This is a genomic window from Nocardia sp. NBC_00881, from assembly GCF_045207455.1.
GTDB lineage: Bacteria > Actinomycetota > Actinomycetes > Mycobacteriales > Mycobacteriaceae > Nocardia.
Genome location: NZ_CP108798.1, coordinates 6268597 through 6285837, shown reverse-complemented (window position 1 = coordinate 6285837; position 17241 = coordinate 6268597). Strand labels below are relative to the sequence as shown.

At 66.4% G+C, this 17241-nt stretch carries 16 protein-coding genes; 12 read left to right on the top strand and 4 right to left on the bottom strand.

All coding sequences use genetic code 11. The features are described from left to right. The first annotated feature begins 70 nt into the window (after positions 1–70). The 5 genes from OH799_RS27135 (at position 71) to OH799_RS27115 (ending at position 4638) form a co-directional block, all read left to right on the top strand. A complete protein-coding gene (locus tag OH799_RS27135) occupies positions 71–1024 on the top strand; it encodes a Zn-ribbon domain-containing OB-fold protein (protein ID WP_406282640.1) in 954 nt (317 codons plus the stop codon). Between the two features lie 12 nt (positions 1025–1036). Then, on the top strand, positions 1037–2074 hold the full coding sequence (locus OH799_RS27130; protein WP_406269617.1) for a thiolase domain-containing protein: 1038 nt from the start codon (positions 1037–1039) through the stop codon (positions 2072–2074). A 119-nt stretch (positions 2075–2193) separates the two neighbouring features. Continuing rightward, positions 2194–3291: a thiolase domain-containing protein gene (locus OH799_RS27125; protein WP_406282638.1), complete on the top strand. Its 1098-nt coding sequence runs from the start codon at positions 2194–2196 to the stop codon at positions 3289–3291. A gap of 5 nt (positions 3292–3296) precedes the next feature. Continuing rightward, complete coding sequence (locus OH799_RS27120; RefSeq protein ID WP_406282635.1) at positions 3297–4181, top strand: TIGR03619 family F420-dependent LLM class oxidoreductase; 885 nt, start codon at positions 3297–3299, stop codon at positions 4179–4181. Between the two features lie 40 nt (positions 4182–4221). Then, the gene (locus tag OH799_RS27115; protein WP_357262840.1) at positions 4222–4638 is read left to right on the top strand and encodes a nuclear transport factor 2 family protein; all 417 of its coding nucleotides are present in this window, start codon (positions 4222–4224) and stop codon (positions 4636–4638) included. 66 nt (positions 4639–4704) lie between these two features. On the opposite strand, the gene OH799_RS27110 is transcribed toward OH799_RS27115, so the two are convergent. After that, positions 4705–5964, bottom strand: a complete 1260-nt coding sequence (locus OH799_RS27110) for a cytochrome P450 (RefSeq protein WP_406269614.1) — start codon at positions 5962–5964, stop codon at positions 4705–4707. Between the two features lie 144 nt (positions 5965–6108). Between OH799_RS27110 and OH799_RS27105 the strand changes: the two genes are divergently transcribed. Both OH799_RS27105 and OH799_RS27100 read left to right on the top strand, forming a co-directional pair. Continuing rightward, a complete protein-coding gene (locus OH799_RS27105) occupies positions 6109–7272 on the top strand; it encodes a steroid 3-ketoacyl-CoA thiolase (RefSeq protein ID WP_406269612.1) in 1164 nt (387 codons plus the stop codon). A gap of 361 nt (positions 7273–7633) precedes the next feature. Further along, positions 7634–8050 (top strand): helix-turn-helix domain-containing protein, encoded by a 417-nt coding sequence (locus tag OH799_RS27100; protein ID WP_011207048.1) that lies wholly within the window; start codon positions 7634–7636, stop codon positions 8048–8050. Between the two features lie 663 nt (positions 8051–8713). On the opposite strand, the gene OH799_RS27095 is transcribed toward OH799_RS27100, so the two are convergent. The 3 genes from OH799_RS27095 to OH799_RS27085 all read right to left on the bottom strand — a co-directional run bounded on the left by OH799_RS27095 (position 8714) and on the right by OH799_RS27085 (position 11767). Beyond that, positions 8714–9286 carry a hypothetical protein gene (locus OH799_RS27095; RefSeq protein ID WP_406269609.1) on the bottom strand — a complete coding sequence of 191 codons (573 nt, stop codon included), beginning with the start codon at positions 9284–9286 and terminating at the stop codon, positions 8714–8716. 519 nt (positions 9287–9805) lie between these two features. Then, entirely contained in the window at positions 9806–10717 is a 912-nt protein-coding gene (locus OH799_RS27090) for an SDR family oxidoreductase (RefSeq protein ID WP_406269606.1), read from the bottom strand. A 225-nt stretch (positions 10718–10942) separates the two neighbouring features. Then, entirely contained in the window at positions 10943–11767 is an 825-nt protein-coding gene (locus OH799_RS27085; protein ID WP_406269603.1) for an SDR family oxidoreductase, read from the bottom strand. Between the two features lie 65 nt (positions 11768–11832). Here OH799_RS27085 and OH799_RS27080 point away from each other — a divergent pair, with 65 nt between their 5' ends. The 5 genes from OH799_RS27080 (at position 11833) to OH799_RS27060 (ending at position 17231) form a co-directional block, all read left to right on the top strand. Further along, entirely contained in the window at positions 11833–12597 is a 765-nt protein-coding gene (locus tag OH799_RS27080; protein ID WP_406282632.1) for an enoyl-CoA hydratase family protein, read from the top strand. A 60-nt stretch (positions 12598–12657) separates the two neighbouring features. Continuing rightward, on the top strand, positions 12658–13539 hold the full coding sequence (locus tag OH799_RS27075) for a CoA transferase subunit A (RefSeq protein ID WP_406269600.1): 882 nt from the start codon (positions 12658–12660) through the stop codon (positions 13537–13539). A 189-nt stretch (positions 13540–13728) separates the two neighbouring features. After that, positions 13729–14487: a CoA-transferase subunit beta gene (locus OH799_RS27070; protein WP_406269597.1), complete on the top strand. Its 759-nt coding sequence runs from the start codon at positions 13729–13731 to the stop codon at positions 14485–14487. Positions 14488–14554: 67 nt separating this feature from the next. Further along, positions 14555–15640, top strand: a complete 1086-nt coding sequence (locus OH799_RS27065) for an NAD(P)H-dependent flavin oxidoreductase (protein ID WP_406269594.1) — start codon at positions 14555–14557, stop codon at positions 15638–15640. 229 nt (positions 15641–15869) lie between these two features. Further along, positions 15870–17231 carry a GNAT family N-acetyltransferase gene (locus OH799_RS27060; protein WP_406269591.1) on the top strand — a complete coding sequence of 454 codons (1362 nt, stop codon included), beginning with the start codon at positions 15870–15872 and terminating at the stop codon, positions 17229–17231. Positions 17232–17241 lie beyond the last annotated feature (10 nt).

Here is a 17241-nt window from a genome sequence, read left to right as displayed (position 1 = left end):
GGCGCGAGCGACGGACGCGGAGGCGGAGCGTAACCACGAAGGCACCCGGGAGCGTCGCCAGTCGGATTCAGTGCCCGACGTACTCAGCGCGCCCCTGCAGGTGCGTTTCGATTACACCCGCTCCGTCGGAACCACCATCGGGACCTTTCTGACCGAACTGCGCGACCGCAAGATCGTCGGCGCGCGCGGCTCGGACGGCCGCGTGATCGTGCCACCGCCGGAATACGACCCGATTACCGCCGAACCGCTGACCGAATTCGTTCATGTCGCCGACACCGGCACCGTCGAATCGTGGACCTGGGTGCGCGACCCGCTGCCTGGGCAGCCGTTCGACCGCCCGTTCGCCTGGGCGTTGATCCGGCTCGACGGCGCCGACACCACACTGCTGCACGCGGTGGACGTCGCCGCGCCCGAAGACATCCACAAAGGGTTGCGCGTAACCGCCCGGTGGGCGGCGGAGACCGAGGGCAGCATCCGCGACATCGCCTGCTTCGAGCCGGGTGAGAAGGCCGGCGCCTCGACCGGATCCGGCAGCACGAGCGACCCGGTCACGGTGATCACGACGCCGGTCGACCTGTCTTACAAACACACTGCCTCCCCGCAGGAAACCGTCTACCTGCGCGGCTTGGCCGAGGGCAAGCTGATCGGCGGCCGCACCGACGACGCGGGCAAGGTGTACTTCCCGCCGCGCGGCGCGAACCCGACCGACGGCAGGCCGACCAACGACTTCATCGAGCTGCCCGATCGCGGCACGGTCACCACCTTCTGCATCGTGAACGTCCCGTTCCTCGGGCAGCGGATCAAGCCGCCGTACGTCGCGGCGTACGTGCTGCTGGACGGCGCGGACATCCCGTTTCTGCACCTGGTGCTCGGGTGCGAAGCGAGCGAAGTGCGCATGGGCATGCGGGTGGAGGCGGTATGGAAGCCACGCGAGGAGTGGGGCTACGGCCTGGAGAACGTGGACCACTTCCGCCCCACCGGCGAGCCGGACGCCGACTACGAGACCTACAAGCACCACCTCTGAGAGAGGCGCACGTTGACTGACAACGCCACCGATATCGCGGTCGTGGGTTTCGCCCACGCACCGCATGTGCCGGAGACCTTCGGCACCACCAACGGTGTCGAGATGCTGGTGCCCTGCTTCCAGCAGCTCTACGACCGGCTCGGCATCACCAAGTCCGATATCGACTTCTGGTGCTCGGGCTCTTCCGATTACCTTGCCGGACGCGCCTTTTCGTTCATTTCGGCGGTCGACGCCATCGGCGCGGTGCCACCGATCAACGAGTCGCACGTGGAGATGGACGCCGCGTGGGCGCTGTACGAGGCGTGGGTGAAACTGCGTTCCGGACAAGCGAACACCGCACTGGTCTACGGCTTCGGCAAGTCCTCGGCGGGCACGTTGCGCCAGATCCTCACCATGCAGCTGGACCCGTACCTGGTCGCGCCGCTATGGCCGGACGCGCTGTCCATCGCCGGGTTGCAGGCCCGCGCGGGACTCGACGCGGGTCGCTGGACCGAGCGTGACATGGCCGCCGTGGCCGCGGGGGAATCCGGTGACGTGGCGAGCCTGCTCGACGCGCCCTATGTCGCCGACCCGCTGCGCGCACACGATGTCGCGCCGATCACCGACGGTGCGGCCGCCATCGTGCTCGCGGTGGGCGACCGCGCCCGAGAACTCTGCGAGCGTCCCGCCTGGATCACCGGCATGGCACACCGGGTGGACACCCCGGTGCTCGGCGCACGCGACCTCACCGTCTCCCCCTCGACTTCGGCTGCGGTCCAGGCGGTTACCGGCGGCGATACCGGCGGCTTCGATATCGCGGAGCTGCACGCGCCGTTCAGCCACCAGCAACTGATCCTCACCGAGGCGATCGGCCTGACGAAGGGGGCCGCGGTGAATCCGTCCGGTGGCGCCCTCGCGGCCAACCCCATGTTCGCCGCGGGCCTGGAGCGCATCGGCTTCGCGGCCGAAGCGATCATCGCGGGCTCGGCGAATCGCGCCCTCGCCCATGCCACCAGCGGCCCCGCGCTGCAGCAGAACCTTGTGACCGTCTTGGAATCGGAGACCCAATGAATACGGCATCACGCAGCGATTCAGTGAGGGGTGGCGGCCGGGCGACGGGTGGATGTTGCCCGGCCGCGGTGCTCGGCACCGGACAAACACATCACGTGACGAAACGGACCGATGTGTCGATGGCGGGTATGTGCCGGGAGGCCATCGATCGCGCGCTCGCCGACGCGGGTCTCACCATCGCCGACATCGACGCTGTCGTCGTCGGCAAGGCACCCGACCTGTTCGAGGGCGTCATGATGCCCGAGCTGTACCTCGCGGATGCCTTGGGCGCCACCGGAAAACCGCTGCTGCGCGTGCACACCGCCGGATCGGTCGGCGGCTCCACCGGCGTCGTCGCGACAAACCTGGTGCAAGCCGGCGTGCACAAGCGGGTGCTCGCGATCGCGTGGGAGAAGCAGTCCGAGTCGAATGCCATGTGGGCGTTGTCGATTCCGGTGCCTTTCACCATGCCGGTCGGCGCGGGCGCGGGCGGCTACTTCGCTCCACACGTGCGCTCCTATATCCGGCGCTCCAACGCGCCGAGCCACATCGGCGCGATGGTCGCGGTGAAGGATCGACGCAACGGCGCAAAGAACCCGCTCGCCCATCTGAAGCAGCCCGACATCACGCTGGACTCTGTGCTTGCCTCACAGATGCTATGGGACCCTATTCGATTCGACGAGACCTGTCCCTCCTCGGACGGCGCGTGCGCGATCGTGATCGGCGACGAAGACGCGGCCGCCGCCGTCGAGGCCACCGGCAAGAAGGTTGCCTGGGTACACGGCACCGCGATGCGCACCGAGCCGACCACCTTCGCTGGACGCGATCAGGTCGATCCCCAGGCCGGCCGGGACGCGGCCGCGGCGTTGTGGGCGTCGGCCGGAATCACCGATCCGCTCAGCGAGATCGACGTCGCGGAAATCTACGTACCGTTCTCCTGGTTCGAGCCGATGTGGCTGGAGAATCTCGGCTTCGTGCCGCAAGGCGATGGTTGGAAACTCACCGACAAGGGCGAGACCGAGATCGGGGGCACCCTGCCGGTCAACCCGTCCGGCGGCGTGCTCTCCTCCAACCCGATCGGCGCGTCCGGGCTCATCCGATTCGCCGAGGCCGCCAAGCAGGTCATGGGGCGGGCCGGGGACTACCAGGTCGAAGGCGCAAGCAAGGCGCTGGGGCACGCGTACGGCGGCGGCTCGCAGTACTTCTCGATGTGGGTAGTCGGATCGGAGCGACGGTGACTACGCTGAAATTCAGTCTCGGGATCGCGCTGAGTCCACTCGACCAACTGCCCGACTTGGCGAGAACCGCCGAGGAATGCGGGTTTTCGTCGATCGCGCTGCCGGACTCGCTGTTCTACATGAAGTCGGCGTCGGCGAAGTACCCGTATACCGCCGACGGCAACAGGTTCTGGGGGCCGGACACGCCGTGGGTCGACCCGCTCATCGGTGCGACCGCAATGGCGGCCGTGACCAGTCGCATCCGCTTCTACACAAACGTGCTGAAGCTGGGTTCACGCAACCCGCTGCTGTTGGCCCGCCAGGTCGGCTCAGTGGCCTACCTGTCGGGCAATCGGTTCGGTTTCGGGGTCGGGATCGGCTGGGCGCCAGAGGAATTCGAGTGGTGCGGCGTGCCGTACGCGCGACGTGGTGCGCGAGTAGACGAGATGATCGACGTCATCAAGCTGGTACTGGCGGGCGGGATGGTCGAATACCACGGCGAGTTCTTCGACTTCGACCCGCTGCAAATCAGCCCGGCGCCGACCCAGCCGGTGCCGTTCTACATCGGCGGGCACACCGAGGCGGCGCTTCGGCGCGCCGCACGAGTGGGCGACGGCTGGACCTCGGCCATGATGACCTACGACGAGCTGCGCCGCACCATCGGCAAGCTGGACGCATTGCGTGCCGAGTTCGGCAGGGCCGACGTGCCATTCGAGATCCAGGCGGTGTGCATCGACCGCTTCGGGCGATCCGGGTACCAAGACCTCGCCGACGCGGGCGTCACCGACGCGATCGTGGTGCCCTGGCTGGCCGACGGCATCGGCTTCGACGGCGAACTCGCCGCCAAACAGGACTCGCTACGAAAATTCGCGGAACAGAACGTGGCGAAACCCATCGTGCCCGCACGGTGAGGAACACAGTGCGGCAGACCCGTTGGTGAAAGGAGCGCGTATGACCACCACCGAGCATCCGGCCAGAGTCGCCGGCCTGGCGTCCCAGGCTGCGGTGCGAGCGCGGGACAAACAAGCGTGGGTCGCGCTGTTCGCCGAGGACGGCATCGTGGAAGACCCCATCGGCCCTTCGGGTTTCGATCCGGAGGGCAAGGGCCATCGAGGCACGGAAGCAATCGCCGCGTTCTGGGACAAGGCGATCGCCAAGACCGATCTGATCGAATTCTTGTTCGGCGACTCGTTCGCCTGCGGCGAGGAGGTCGCCTTCACCGGCACCATCCGCAGCACGATCGGCGGTCATCGGATCGACGCCGATGGCGTGTTCACCTACCGAGTGGATGACGACGGCAAGATCGCCGCCCTGCGCGCGTTCTGGGAGGTCGACCGAGCCATGAAGACCGCCCGACCGGCGGACTGACCGCTCCCCGGCCACGACATGCGAGTAGGGCCGCACACCGATTGTCGGTGTGCGGCCCTACTCATGTCAGTGCGCGACCGGGCAGGTCTTGTAATCGACCGGGAACTCCTTGATCCCGTTGAGCCAGCCCGAGCGCAGGCGCCGCGCGTCACCGAGCTTGCTGATGTCAGGCAGGTGATCGGCGATCGCGTTGAAGATCAGGTCGATCTCCAGCCGGGCCAGGTTCGCCCCGATGCAGAAGTGCGCGCCGGTGCCGCCGAAGGACAGGTGCGGGTTGTCCTTGCGCATGATGTCGAACTTCTCCGGGTGCTCGAAGACGTCCTCGTCGAAGTTGGCCGATCGGTACAGCATGACCACACGCTGACCCTTTTTGATCTGCACGCCACCGAGCTCGGTGTCCTCCAGCGCGGTCCGCTGGAAGGAGGTGACCGGGGTGGCCCAGCGGATGATCTCGTCGGCGGCCGTCGCAGGCCGTTCCTTCTTGAACAGCTCCCACTGGTCCGGGTTGTCCAGGAACGCCATCATGCCGTGCGAGATGGCGTTGCGGGTCGTCTCGTTGCCCGCGACCGCGAGCATCATCACGAAGAACCCGAACTCCTCCTCGCTGAGTTTGTCGCCGTCGATGTCTGCCTCGACCAGCGTGGTCACGATGTCGTCGGCCGGGCACTGCTTGCGGGAGGCCGCCATCTGGTACGCGTATCCCAGGATCTCGACGGAGGCCGCGACCGGGTCCGCGTCGTTGTCCGGGTCGTCGTAGCCGGTCATGTCGTTCGACCAGGCGAAGACCTTCATCCGGTCTTCCTGGGGGACGCCGATCAGTTCGGCGATCGCCTGCAGCGGCAGTTCGCACGCGACCTGTGTGACGAAATCCCCGGAGCCCGACTCGGCCGCCGCCTTCACTATCGACTCGGCGCGCGCCGACAGCTCCGCCCGCAGACCATTGATCGCACGCGGCGTGAACCCGCGCGAGATGACCTTGCGCAGCTTGGTGTGCTCGGGCGCGTCCATATTCAGCAGGATGATCCGCTGCATCTCGATCTGCTCGCGGGTGATGTCGTCGTTGAACCGCGGAATAGCGGTGTTCTCGTAGCTGGAGAACACGTCGCTGCGCCGCGACACCTCCTTGACATCGGCGTGCTTGCTGACCACCCAGAAGCCCTCGTCGTGGAAGCCGCTGACCTCGGGCGACTTCGGATTCCACCAGATCGGGGCGGTCTTGCGCAGCTCGGCGTACTCCTCGACCGGAACACGCTCGGCGTAGATGGCCGGATCCGTAACGTCGAACCCCTCCGGCAGATCCGGCCGGGTATTCCGAGTGTCTACCACCAGATGGCTCCTTCGACAAACTGTAACACGTTCTATAATCATTGAAGCACAGGTGCGAGAACGAGGAAAGAAACCGAACAGATCCGCCCGTGACAAGTGTTATGAACGCGTTTCAGTTTTCTGTCCCATAGGGAAAGGTTGGACATGGGCACACCCGTGATCGTCGAGGCCGCTCGGACCCCCATCGGCAAGCGCGGCGGCTGGCTGTCGGGCCTGCACGCGGCCGAACTGCTCGGCCTCGCCCAGCGCGGACTACTCGAGCGTGCCCACCTGGACCCGGCACAGGTCGAGCAGGTCATCGGCGGCTGCGTCACCCAGGCGGGCGAACAGTCCAACAATGTCACCCGGGTCGCGTGGCTGCACGCCGGGCTACCTTGGCAGGTCGGCGCCACCACCGTCGACGCGCAGTGCGGCTCCGCCCAGCAGGCCAACCATCTGATCGCCGGGCTCATCGCGTCCGACGCGATCGAGATCGGCATCGCTTGCGGCGTGGAGGCGATGAGCCGAGTTCCCCTGGGCGCCAACGTGGGTGAGCATGCGGGCCCGCGCAGGCCCGCCTCGTGGACCATCGATCTACCCAACCAGTTCGAGGCGGCCGAGCGGATTGCCAAGCGGCGTGGCATCACCCGCGCCGATGTGGACGAGTTCGGTGCGCGCTCCCAACGTCTGGCGAGCCAGGCCTGGGCCGAAGGCCGTTTCGCCCGGGAGGTACTCGCTGTCACCGCTCCCGCGGTGGACAAGGATGGCAACCTCACCGGCGAAAAGCTCGACGTGACAAGGGATCAAGGCTTGCGCGAGACCACCGTCGATGGCCTAGCCAAGCTGAAACCGGTCCTGGAGGGCGGTGTGCACACCGCGGGCTCCTCCTCGCAAATCTCCGATGGGGCGGCGGCGGTGCTACTGATGGACGAAAAGGCCGCGCAGCGTGGCGGATTGCGGCCACGGGCACGAATCGTCACACAGGCGCTGGTCGGTGCGGAGCCCGAATTCCACCTCGACGGCCCGGTGCAGGCGTGCACTCGGCTGCTGGAGCGATCCGGCATGAAGATCGACGATATCGACCTTTTCGAGATCAACGAGGCATTCGCGTCGGTCGCGCTGTCCTGGGCCTCGGTGCACCAGCCCGCCATGGACCGGGTCAATGTCAACGGTGGCGCGATCGCACTCGGCCACCCCGTCGGCTCCACCGGATCACGCCTCATCACAACGGCTTTGCACGAACTGGAGCGCACCGATCGCAGCACGGCGATGGTTCTCATGTGTGCTGGCGGCGCACTCGCGACCGGCACGATCATCGAGAGGTTGTAAGAAGTTCAACCATCGCGCGCCATTCGTTGAACGTTCATCCCCAGGGGCTGGAAACGTGTCGTACGCCACACAAACTCACATACCGCCAACTAGATGAGACGTCAGCTATCTTATCGCTACCAGGAGGGTTGCGAGCAAGACCGCAGCGACGGGCCAGAACCGGTCCGCACCTTGAGTTCTCGAGAGCCCTTGGCGCGACCCGCAAACGCAACCGTTTCAGTGCCTTCGCCCCGCCGGGACCTAGAAGCTTCAAGGAAATCCCGAATCAGGCGTAGGTTTTCAGTTACTGAGCCGCTAATATCAATGATACGTATCCGAGATAACGAGTGTTAGTACAGCGAAGGGAATTGGGCGGCTCACAATGGCTGATTTCGCGGCGCGGCTGAACAAGCTGTTCGAAACCGTGCATCCCCCGGGGCGTAAGCCGCACACCAACGCGGAGGTTGCGGCTGCGCTGACGGCCTCCGGACATCCGATCTCGAAACCGTACCTGTCGCAGTTGCGGTCGGGACAGCGGACGAACCCGTCCGATGAGACGGTGGCCGCCCTGGCGAAGTTCTTCAAGGTCAAGCCGGACTACTTCTTCAACGACATCTATGCCGCCAAGATCGACCACGATCTGGAATTGCTGTCCCAGCTGCAGGGCTACGGACTGCGACGGCTGTCAAGTAGGGCGTTCGACTTGTCCGAAGAATCTCAGAACCTACTCACATCTATGGCGGAGAAGTTGCGGGCTAGCGAAGGCTTACCCGAAATTCCTCCGGACGGCACCGAATAGGTTCTCCTGCACGGCAGCACAGTGCGACCCAGCTGGGTCGCACTGTGCTGTGTTATGCACCCTTAAGACGGGTGCTGCACATAACCGGCGCGCGGTCGTGCCCGAGAAAATAGGGGCAGGGCCGCGGGCCACTATGTCATGTGGTACGGATCGCGCGCCGCATAACGACTTTCAGGGCGGCACGGAGTACGGCCTTCGCGCCGAACCGGATTCACTGCCACACCGGTCGGTTCGAATATAGGACCGGTTGATCAGTATTGCACCGAAGTGATGGCTTTCCCGCCGGATTGATCAATTCCGAGCGTGTCCGGACGACGCCGATTCGTAGGCCCTGGCGATGGCATGGAACCCCCCGTGCGTACTAATCCCCCCGATGGAGCAATCCACCGTGTGTCGACCGCGACATCGCCCGCGGATTGCGCGCCATCGCGTCACCTGGTCCGCGCTCCGCCACCGAGGCAGGCGGGGACGCCACCTCCGCGGGCACGACGCCTCCGCCGGTCTGGCGATAGAGCGCGTCCATGATCTGCGCCACCTGGTCGAAAGCCTCGAGCTGCGTGGAAGTTCCGCTTCGGCCGTGCGCGACACACGTCGACCGTTGGCCGCGACCTGGCGGTAGAACGCGAGCTACGCCGCGTCTCGGTCACGCTCATCGCCTACCTGTCATGGCCTCGGGAAGAACTGGGCACGAGCCGCGTCGATCCCGGCGTGCGTCGTCGACGCGCTCTGGAAACTGACGGCGCCGGACCCGGCTCCCGCTAGGCCGAGCGCGATCAGGACGCCGATTACCGACAGCGCCCCGGAGGCGGGTAGCCAGTCGTCGGGAGCGGTCGGGCGCACACTGTGATTCGGCTCGCCGGACGGCGTCGGCACGGCAGCGGGCGGTGGTACGGAAATCGTCGCGGGCGCCTGTACCCGCGAAAGCACCAGCACGGGTGGGAGAATCTGCGAAATCTGCGGTGCCGCCATGTCTGGCGCCGACGAAATGATCGGCGGATGATGCGCGAGCAGAAGCGGCGCCGAGGTCTTCGAGGGCGAAATCGGCAGCAGCAGTATCGGACTGGCTGAACCGACGGTGACCGAACCGACCGAGGCGCAACAAGTTTCGGCGGAACCGGTTGCGGCCGACCTGGTTTCGACCAAAGTGACGCCCCCCGAACCGACATCCACCGAATCGACACCTGCCGAGCCGGCGCCGACCGCGGCGGACCCGGTCCCCCACGGCGGCGACACCACCAGCCGAACCAGAGCCTAGCGCGGCACCGACCGAACCGGCACCGAGCACCACACCGAGACTGGCCGAAACAGAACCCAGCACTATCCCCGAACCAGCAGTACCCATAGCCGAACCGGCTGCCGATCTCCCTGTAGCGGAACCCGCGTCGCCTGAACCGGAACGGATCACCGGATTCGTCGGCACTGCGCTGCGCTCGGACTGTCGGCTCAGCACCGTCAGCGGATACCCGGCATCGCCGGCGTGGTTGGGCAGCGAAGTGGGCTCCGCAATGTAGGACGGGTAGGAACCCCCAGGTTGCGCCTCGCCGCGGATCGCGCCGCCGAGTAGCGCAAAGCCGGTGACAGCCCCAGCTATCGCTGCCACACGGAGCGTGCGACCTACGGCCATGCGCCAGCCTTCCCCTCATCAGTGAAGCGCAGATATGTGCCCGGTCGCGACTCTCACACGGGACTGTTCAACGGATGGGTGCCCATGATAGACCCTCATCCCTGCACCGCGTCCCAGAAGGTGGCAACCGGTCAGGCCCCGTAGACCGGTTCCGGCGGAGTCGCCTTGGCGATCAGGTCGGCCACCACGGGTCCGAGTTCGGCCGGATTCCAGCGGGCGCCATGGTCCACAGCGACCCCGTGCCGCCAGCCGTCCGCCAATGCCACCTTGCCGCCTTCGACCTCGAACATCCGCCCGGTCACAGCCGCGGAACGCGAGCTGCCCAGCCACACGACCAGCGGGGAGACGTTCTCCGGCGCCATGGCGTCGAAGCCGTCCTCGGGCTCGGCCATCGTCTCCGCGAACACAGTCTCGGTCATCCTGGTGCGGGCGGCCGGGGCTATCGCGTTCACCGTGACGCCGTAGCGGGAGAACTCGGCGGCGGCGGTGAGCGTCAGACCTGCGATCCCCGCCTTGGCCGCGCCGTAATTGCCCTGGCCGACGCTCCCCTGCAGTCCGGCGCCGGAGCTGGTGTTGATGATGCGGCCGTCGACCGGACGCCCGGCCTTGGACTCCGCACGCCAGTACTCGATCGCGTGCCGCATGGTGACGAAGTGTCCCTTGAGGTGCACGCGGATCACCGCGTCCCACTCGTCTTCGCCCAGGTTGACCAGCATCCGGTCGCGAACGAAGCCCGCGTTGTTGACCAGCACATCCAAGCCGCCGAAGGTGTCGACTGCCTGGTGAACGAGGCTGTGCGCGCCTTCCCAGTCCGCCACGTCGTCGCCGTTGGCCACGGCTTCGCCGCCGAACGCCTCGATCTCCGCGACGACCTGTTGAGCGGGCGTCTCCGCGGTGGCGGCGCCGTCCAGCGTCGACCCGAGGTCGTTGACCACGACGCGGGCGCCCGCGGCGGCGAAGGCGAGAGCGTGCGCGCGGCCGATGCCCCGGCCCGCGCCGGTGACGATAACTGTGCGTCCGGCGCAGATCTGCTCGCTGTCCATACTGTGTCCTTTTCCGGCATGAGCGGGGCCCTCCGTGGTTACGCTCCGCTGCCTGCTTCGGTCCTGACCGCTCATGCCTGGTGTCCTTTTCCGGCATGAGCGGGGCCCTCCGTGGTTACGCTCCGCTGCCTGCTTCGGTCCTGACCGCTCATGCCTGGTGTCCTTTTCCGGCATGAGCGGGGCCCTCCGTGGTTACGCTCCGCTGCCTGCTCCTGGTCTGACCGCTCATGCCTGTGTCCTTGTCGTGTGTCCGGTGTGTTCAGGATTGCTGCTACCGACGGCCGCAGTGGAGGCAGCGAGGAAAGCGGGCCGCTCGCCACCGCCGTGCACCAGCAGGGTCGCGCCGCTGACGTAGGCGGCCAGCGAGGAGGCGAGAAAGGCAGCACAGCGGCCGATGTCGTCGGGGCGGGCCATGCGGCCCAGCGGGATGGTGCGACCCACCGCGTCGACGCCGTCCTGGTCGCCGTAGTGCAACTGGCTCAGTTCGGTATCGACCGGCCCGACGACCAGCGAGTTGACTCGAACCTTCGGCGCCCACTCGACGGCGAGCGAGGCGGTCAGGCTGTCCATTCCCGCCTTGGCCGCGCCATAGGCCGCGGTGCCGGGCGACGGGCGGTGCCCACTGACGCTGGAGACGTTCAGGATCGAGCCGCCCTCGGGCTGCTGTTGCATCACCATGTTGGCGGCCTGCGCCACCAGCAGCGGGGCGAGCAAGTTGAGTTCGACGATCTTGGCGTGGAAGTTCGCACTCGCGTCGGCGGCGAGCGCGAAAGGGGCGCCGCCCGCGTTGTTGACGAGGTGGTCCAGACGGCCGTGGCGTTCGGTGATCGCGTCGATCAACGCTCGGACGGCGTCGGTGTCCCTAACATCGCACGGCAGGTATTCGATCGCCCGCCCGTCGAGTTCGACGGGAACATCCGCGGGCCGTCGCGCACAGGCCACAACGGTCGCGCCCGCGGCGAGGAACGCCTTGCTCACCCCCGCGCCCACGCCGCGCACGCCGCCGGTCACCAGAACGACGCGGCCGAGCAGATCGATTTCGAGTGCCACCGTGCTAACCTACCAAGCAACTGCTTGCTTTGCCAATGTGCTGGGTACACCTGATGGGACTTGCGATGGGGATCAACCGTCACTCCGAATCAACTGGCATCACCGTGATCACGGTCGACTACCCGCCGGTCAACGCCATCCCCACCGACGGCTGGTTCGCTATCGCCGACGAGGTGCGTGCGGCGGGTCGTGACCAGGACACGAGAGTCGTCGTGTTGCGCGCCGAGAACCGCGGCTTCAACGCGGGCGTGGACATCAAGGAGATCCAGCGCAAGCCCGGCCACCAAGCGCTGATCGACGCGAACCACGGCTGCTTCGAGGCATTCGGCGCGATCTACGACTGCCAGGTGCCGGTGATCGCCGTGGTGCACGGCTTCTGCCTGGGCGGTGGCATCGGGCTGGTGGGCAACGCGGACATCGTGATCGCCTCCGACGACGCCACCTTCGGCCTGCCCGAAGTGGACCGCGGCGCACTCGGCGCGGCGACCCACCTGGCCCGACTGGTGCCACAGCATCTGATGCGCGCGCTGTTCTACACCGCGACCACCATCACCGCCCAGCAGTTACAGCACCACGGCTCGGTCTACCAGGTGGTGCCGCGCGCCGAACTCGACGCGGCCGCAATGGAAGTAGCGAAGAACATCGCGGCCAAGGACGGCCGGGTGATTCGGGCGGCGAAGCGGGCACTCAACGGTATCGACGTGCAGGACGTGCACCGCAGCTACCGGTACGAGCAGGGATTCACCTTCGAACTCAACCTCGCCGGCGTCGCCGACGAGATCCGTGCCCGGTTCGACGACGACCTGGCGGCGCGCAAGGCCGGGCAGTAGGACCACGGCGCGAATGACGGGCCCGAGAGTGCCCACCAATCAGATAAGGGGCGAAAGGCCATGCAAGACAAGCGGATGTCGCTCGACGAGGTCGTAGGCGAGCTGCGCAGCGGGATGACAATCGGCATCGGTGGCTGGGGGTCGCGGCGAAAGCCGATGGCACTGGTGCGGGCCATCCTGCGTTCGGACCTCACGGACCTGACGGTAGTCGGCTATGGCGGGCCGGATTTCGGGCTACTGTGCGCGGCGGGCAAGGTGCGCAAGGCGTACTACGGCTTCGTTTCACTGGATTCGCCGCCTTTCTACGACCCGTGGTTCGGCAAGGCCCGTACCTCGGGCTCACTGGTCGCGCGCGAGATGGACGAGGGCATGCTCAAGTGCGGGCTGGAGGCGGCAGCGGCGCGGCTGCCGTTCCTGCCGATCCGCGCCGGGCTCGGCTCGGATGTCCCGAACTTCTGGCAGGGCGAGCTGAAGACGGTCGAATCGCCCTACCCCGGCCAGGACGGCACGCCGGAAACTCTGATCGCCATGCCCGCGCTGAATCTCGATGCGGCGCTGGTGCATCTGAACCTGGGCGACCCGCACGGCAACGCGGCCTACACCGGCGTCGACCCATATTTCGACGACCTGTTCTGCCTTGCGGCGCAGCGGCGCTATGTCTCGGTGGAACGCGTGGTGGAGACCGAGGAACTGGTGAAAACCGTTCCGCTACAAGCCCTGTTGCTGAATCGCATGATGGTCGACGGCGTCGTGGAGGCGCCCGGCGGCGCCCACTTCACCCTCACAGGGGACAGCTACCGCCGCGACGAAAAGTTCCAGAAGCACTACGTCGAGTCCGCCAAGTCGCCGGAGGCATGGCAGGCATTCGTCGACAAATACCTGTCGGTCTCCGAGGAGCAGTACCAGGCCGCCGTACGTGAGTTCGCGGAAGGTGGCGCGTGATGAGAGAAGCGGACCCGAGTGCCCCGCATGACACAGGAGGCTCGATGAGACACAATCGCGCAGCGCTCATCGCGCCGACGGGGTGCGGGAACCCCCGCATAACACAGGAGGCTCGATGAGACACAATCGCGCAGCGCTCATCGCGCCGACGGGGTGCGGGAACCCCCGCATAACACAGGAGGCGGCGCGATGACCACTGCCGAAACCATCACCAGAGCTGAGGTGTGCGCGGTCGCCTGCGCGGAGATCTTCAGCGGCGCGGGGGAGATCATGGCCAGCCCCATGTCGCCGATGTCGATCATCGGCGCCCGGCTGGCCAAGCTCACTACCGAACCCGACCTGCTGCTCTCCGACGGCGAGGCGCTGTTGCTTGCCGACACTCCCCCGATCGGCGGCAAGGCGCCCATCGAGGGGTGGATTCCGTTCCGGAAGGTTTTCGATGTCGTGGCCTCCGGTCGGCGGCATGTGGTGATGGGAGCCAACCAGATCGATCGATTCGGCAATCAGAACCTCTCCGCGTTCGGCCCGTTGCAACAGCCGACCCGGCAGATGTTCGGCGTGCGCGGCGCACCGGGCAACACGGTCAACCACGCCACCAGTTACTGGGTTTCGCGGCACACCAGGCGGGTCTTCACCGACCGGGTCGACGTCGTCTCCGGCGTGGGATACGACAACGTGGACCGTGCCAACCCCGCGTTCCGATTTCTGCACCTGCATCGCGTAGTAACCAACCTGGGCGTCTTCGATTTCGAAGGTCCCGGCCACACCATGCGTGCCCGCAGCCTGCACCCCGGCGTCACCGCCGACGAGGTCGCCGACAACACCGCATTCGAGATCGCGGGCCTCGCCGACGCGGGCGAAACCCGCTCGCCCACCACCGAAGAGCTGCGACTGATCCGAGAGGTGCTCGATCCCAAGAAGATTCGAGAAACCGAGGTCGCGGCATGAGCGAGCGAACGACAAGCACAGCCGCGATCGCGGTCATGACGGAGCTGAGCGCCGACGAGGTGAAGCCATGACCGTTCACCTGCGCACCGCGCTGACCGACCTGGTCGGCATCGAGCACCCGATCGTGCAGACCGGCATGGGCTGGGTCGCGGGCCCGAGCTTGGTCGCGGCCACCGCGGAGGCGGGCGGGCTCGGTATTCTCGCCTCCGCCACCATGACTTTCGCGGAGCTGGAGGCAGCGATCGCGAAGACCAAGGCGCACACGTCGAAACCGTTCGGTGTGAACATCCGCGCCGACGCCACCGACGCCGCCGAGCGAATCGATCTGCTGATCCGCGAGAAGGTGGCCGTCGCCTCGTTCGCGCTCGCCCCTAGACAGGACTTGATCGCCAAGCTGAAAGACGCCGGAGTGGTGGTGATCCCGTCGATCGGCGCGGCAAAGCACGCGGTGAAAGTCGAGGCTTGGGGCGCGGACGCGGTAGTCGTGCAGGGCGGCGAGGGCGGCGGGCACACCGGCCCGGTGGCTACCACGCTGCTGCTTCCCTCGGTACTGGACGCGGTGGACATCCCCGTCCTCGCGGCCGGCGGGTTCTTCGACGGGCGCGGTCTCGCCGCTGCCCTGGCCTACGGCGCAGCGGGTGTCGCGATGGGCACCCGGTTCCTGCTCACCCGGGAGAGCACGGTGCCCGAGGCCGTGAAGCAGGAGTACCTGCGCAGGCAGTTGCAGGACACGGTGGTGTCACTGAAGGTCGACGGCATGCCGCACCGCGTGCTGAACACCGAACTCGTACAGCGCCTCGAGCATTCGGGCCGCTGGCGTGGTTTGACCACGGCGGTCTCCAATGCCGTGAAGTTCAAGAGCATGACCGGGATGAAGTGGTCGGCCCTGGTCCGCGACGGCCTGATGATGCGAAAGACCAAGGACCTCAGCTGGTCCCAGGTCATCATGGCAGCCAATACACCGATGCTGTTGCGTGCCGGGCTGGTCGAAGGGAATACCCAGGCCGGGGTGCTCGCGGCCGGGCAGGTCACCGGGATCATCGAAGATCTGCCCACCTGTGCGGAATTGATCGACCGGATCGTCGCGGACGCGGCCGCGCGGATCGAGGCGATCGGCGCGCTCGCCGACCGTGCGGATTCTGCCTTCGAGTGAAGTAGCACGCTCGGGTAGCGAACTGTGCGCGATTGCCACCGAACGCAGGTCTGTAGTCGCAGTCGGCGGCGTCAGACACTTCCAGACAGCAACGACAACGCGAACTCGCACGCCGGTATTCGATGCAGGAGACCGCTCTCCTCGATAGTGGACGAGCAGCGATCCGAACGCTCCCCAGTGCTGGTCAGCCGGAGTATCACGGATCCGTGATACTGCACCATGTGAGTGCATGCCGTGGCCAGCGGGCAGAGAGACCAGTACGATGACGGTGCTACCGATTCGCTTGCCAGATGGTTTGATACTGCGATCCGCGATTCCGGGCGACCGAGACGCGTTCGCGTCCCTCCAGTCCGATGCCCATAAGGATTCGGACGGCAAACCCAACGCGGCCGTGGGTGCTTGGAGTGCCGAGCTTTTCGATCGCGCACATCCCACCATGGAGCTGGCGGACATCACGGTGGTGGAGGATCCGGCCACCGGTGCACTCGCATCCGGTCTGACCCTGGTGCCGCAGACCTGGTCCTACGCCGGGATTCGGTTCGGCGTGGGCCGACTGGAACTGGTGGCGACGCATGCCGACTATCGCAGGCGGGGGCTCATCGGTCGTCAGTTCGACGCGCTGCACGAGCGCAGCGCGGGCCGCGGCCAGCTGATGCAGGTCATCACCGACCTGATGTTCTTCCATCAGGAGCACGGCTATCACGCGGTGCTCACCCAACGCGCCGGCCGTGGCGGCTGGACGCGTGACCTGCCACCGGCGCCGTCGGCGGGCGAGCCTGCCGGATTGCGTTGTGCTACTGCGGCCGATGCACCTTTTCTGGAGAGCATCGACGGCCATGCCGGGTCCCGGGTCTTGCTCACCTGCGCACGCGACCGAGCGCTGTGGGCATACGAACTGACCGGCCGGAGCCGCGACAACATGATGCGCGACGAAATCTTCGTCATCCAGCAGGGCGATCGACCGGTGGGCTATGCACTGTCGGGTTATGGTGGTATACCCAGTTTTCCCATTCCGAGCTGGCTACCCGGGCAGCCATGTCCGGAATCGGTGACTTCCATTTCCGGGCTCGAATTGGCGCCGGACGTGTCCTGGTCGGAAATCCTGCCGAGCGTACTGCGGCAGACGACGGGTGCGGATGGATACATGCTGTGGCTCGGCACCGAGCACCCCGCCTATCAGCTACTAGGCGATCTGCTGGTACGACGTCCGCCGAATATCGGCTGGTTCGTTCGGATTCCGGATCTCGCCGCGTTTCTTCGTCACATCACACCTGTGCTGGACAAGAGGCTGGCCGAGTCGGCCTTCCGGGGGCATACCGGCACGCTGCGGCTACATTTCTACACCTTCGGCTTGCGACTGCACTTCCAGGACGGAAAAGTGGCCGATATCGACCGGTGGCCGGAGCACACCAGGCGTTCCTCGGATGCGTCCATGCCGGTCGCGATGTTCTTGTCGCTGCTCCTGGGTCACGCCGACCTGGGAGAACTCGCCCCGGCGTATGTCGACCATCGACTGCAGACCCAGCTCGCGGCGGCGCTGCTCGCCACCCTCTTCCCCAAGCTTCCATCGCAAATCTGGCCAGTGATCTGATAATGAAGGA

Coding starts and splice junctions, on each gene's coding strand:
- OH799_RS27060 (WP_406269591.1), top strand. CDS start 15,870: ATGCCGTGGCCAGCGGGCAGAGAGACCAGTACGATGACGGTGCTACCG.
- OH799_RS27125 (WP_406282638.1), top strand. CDS start 2,194: ATGGCGGGTATGTGCCGGGAGGCCATCGATCGCGCGCTCGCCGACGCG.
- OH799_RS27065 (WP_406269594.1), top strand. CDS start 14,555: ATGACCGTTCACCTGCGCACCGCGCTGACCGACCTGGTCGGCATCGAG.
- OH799_RS27070 (WP_406269597.1), top strand. CDS start 13,729: ATGACCACTGCCGAAACCATCACCAGAGCTGAGGTGTGCGCGGTCGCC.
- OH799_RS27075 (WP_406269600.1), top strand. CDS start 12,658: ATGCAAGACAAGCGGATGTCGCTCGACGAGGTCGTAGGCGAGCTGCGC.
- OH799_RS27080 (WP_406282632.1), top strand. CDS start 11,833: ATGGGGATCAACCGTCACTCCGAATCAACTGGCATCACCGTGATCACG.
- OH799_RS27100 (WP_011207048.1), top strand. CDS start 7,634: ATGGCTGATTTCGCGGCGCGGCTGAACAAGCTGTTCGAAACCGTGCAT.
- OH799_RS27090 (WP_406269606.1), bottom strand. CDS start 10,717: ATGGACAGCGAGCAGATCTGCGCCGGACGCACAGTTATCGTCACCGGC.
- OH799_RS27105 (WP_406269612.1), top strand. CDS start 6,109: ATGGGCACACCCGTGATCGTCGAGGCCGCTCGGACCCCCATCGGCAAG.
- OH799_RS27115 (WP_357262840.1), top strand. CDS start 4,222: ATGACCACCACCGAGCATCCGGCCAGAGTCGCCGGCCTGGCGTCCCAG.